At 75.4% G+C, this 2379-nt stretch carries 1 protein-coding gene; it reads left to right on the top strand.

What is annotated here, in order from left to right:
* Positions 1 to 2379, top strand: a 2379-nt coding sequence (locus AWZ10_RS41175; RefSeq protein ID WP_159058544.1) for a type I polyketide synthase, incomplete at both ends; no start/stop codon positions are given.

Raw genomic sequence — 2379 nt, 5'->3', positions numbered from 1 at the left:
CGAGCCGGGCCGGCCGGCCGCAGTCGGGCAGCGCACCGCGGCCGCCACCTTTGACGAGCCCATCGCGCTCGTCGGTCTGGGCTGCCGTCTGCCGGGCGGCATCGAGACCCCGCACGCCCTGTGGGAGGCCCTGCTCGCGGGCCGCGACGCCGTCGGTGAGGTGCCCCGGGACCGCTGGGACGCCGACGAATGGTTCGACGACGACCCGCAGACGCCCGGCACGATGTCCACGCGCCGGGGCGGCTTCCTCGACGACGTGGCAGGCTTCGACGCCGCCTTCTTCGGCATCTCGCCCGCCGAGGCGGCCCGTATGGACCCGCAGCAGCGCATCGCCCTGGAAGTGGCGTGGGCGGCGCTGGAGGACGCCCGCATCGTCCCCGGCACGCTGGCCGGCAGCCGCACCGGGGTGTTCTTCGGCACGATGTGGCAGGAGTACCACCTGGCGACCGGCGCGGGGCCCGAGACGATCGGCTCGCACTCGGCGGTCGGCTGGGACACCTCGATCGTGCCGGCCCGCATCGCGTACGCGCTCGGCCTGGAGGGGCCGGCGCTCTCGGTGGGCTCGGCGTGCAGTTCCTCGCTCGCGGCGGTGCACATGGCCGCGCACAGCCTGCGCCGCGGCGAGTGCGACATCGCCCTGGCAGGCGGGGTCAGCCTGATGCTGCACCCGCGCACCACGGTCGCGATGACGAAGTTCGGCGGCATGAACCCGGCGGGGCAGTGCCGCGCCTTCGACGCGGACGCCGCCGGATACGTACGCGGCGAGGGCTGCGGCGTGGTCGTGCTGCGCTGCCTGTCGGACGCGCTGCGCGACGGCGACCGCATCTACGCGGTGCTGCGCGGCAGCGCCGTCAACAACGACGGCGCCTCCAACGGGCTGACCGCGCCCAATCCGCGCGCCCAGGTCGACGTGGTCCGGGCGGCCTGGCGGGCGGCGGGCGTCGCACCGCACCAGGTGGGTTACGTGGAGGCGCACGGCACGGGCACCCCGCTGGGCGACCCGATCGAGGCCGCGGCGCTCGGTGAGGTGTTCGCGCCGGGCCGGACGACGCCGCTGCTGCTCGGCTCCGCGAAGACCAACTTCGGCCATCTGGAACCGGCCGCCGGTGTCCTCGGGGTCCTCAAGACGGCCCTCGCCCTGCACCACGGCCGGCTCCCGGCCGGCCTGCACTTCGAACGGCCCAACCCGCTCATCGACTTCACCGGCCTGCGCCTTGAGGTGGTCACGGCCGCCCGCGACTGGCCCGAGGGCCCCCGCCACGCGGGCGTGAGCGGTTTCGGCTTCGGCGGCACGAACGTGCACCTGGCCCTGACGGAGGCCCCGCACCGGCGGGCCCTGACCGCGCCCGCGGAGGCGGGGGAACGGCCCGGGCAGGCGCCGGCCGTCGCGTTCTGCTTCTCCGGGCACGGCTCCCAGTGGACCGGCATGGGACGCGATCTGCTGGCCGAACCGGCCTTCCGCGCGGAACTCGCCGAGGCCGACCGGGCCGTGGCCGCCGTGACGGGCTGGTCCGTTCTGGACGAACTGGTCGCCGCGGACAGCCGGCTGGGGCGCACCGAGGTGCTGCAGCCCGTGCTGTTCGCCCTGCAGGTGTCACTGGCCCGCACCCTGCGCCGGTGGGGCGTCGTCCCGGACGTGGTGTTCGGGCAGAGCGTCGGCGAGGTCGCCGCCGCAGTCGTCGCCGGCGCGCTCACCCTCGAACAGGGCGCCCATGTGATCGGCGTGTGGTCGCGGCTCGTGGCCGAACGCGCCGCCGGCACCGGTTCGATGCTGGTGTGCGAACTGACCGCGCAGCGGGCCACTGCCCTCGCGCAGGGCCGCGTCACCCTCGCCGGACACCTCGCACCCGGCCAGGTCTGCCTGTCGGGAACGACGGCCGCGCTCGCCGAGGTGGAGCGGGAACTGGGCGACGCCGGAGTGCGGACGTTCCGGGTGCACATCGACTACCCCTCGCACAGTACGGAGCTGGCTCCGCTAGCCGACGAACTCGTGGCACGTCTGGGCGCGTTGCGTCCGGCGGCGGCCTCGGTCCCCTTCCTGTCGACGGTGACCGGCGACCACATGGACGGGACGCTGCTCGACGCGCGGTACTGGGCCCGCAACATGTGCCGGCCGATGCTGCTCGACGAGGCCGTGCGCCGGCTGCCCCGGACACCCGGCCGGGGGCTGCGGGTCGTGGAGATCGCCCCGCACCCGGTGGTGTCCAGGCCTGTGCGGAGCACGCTGGCCGACCGCGCGGACGGTCCGGCCGACGAGGCGAGGGTGCTCGCCACGTGCCGCCGGGACCGGCCCGCCACCGAGACGCTGGAAGAGCTGCTGCACGCCCTGTGGCGCGATGGCGTCGACGTGGACTGGGCCGCGGCCACCGAGGCCACCGG

This window comes from Streptomyces europaeiscabiei, from assembly GCF_001550375.1.
GTDB classification, from domain to species: Bacteria; Actinomycetota; Actinomycetes; order Streptomycetales; family Streptomycetaceae; genus Streptomyces; species Streptomyces europaeiscabiei.
This window is presented reverse-complemented; position numbering and strand designations above follow the sequence as displayed.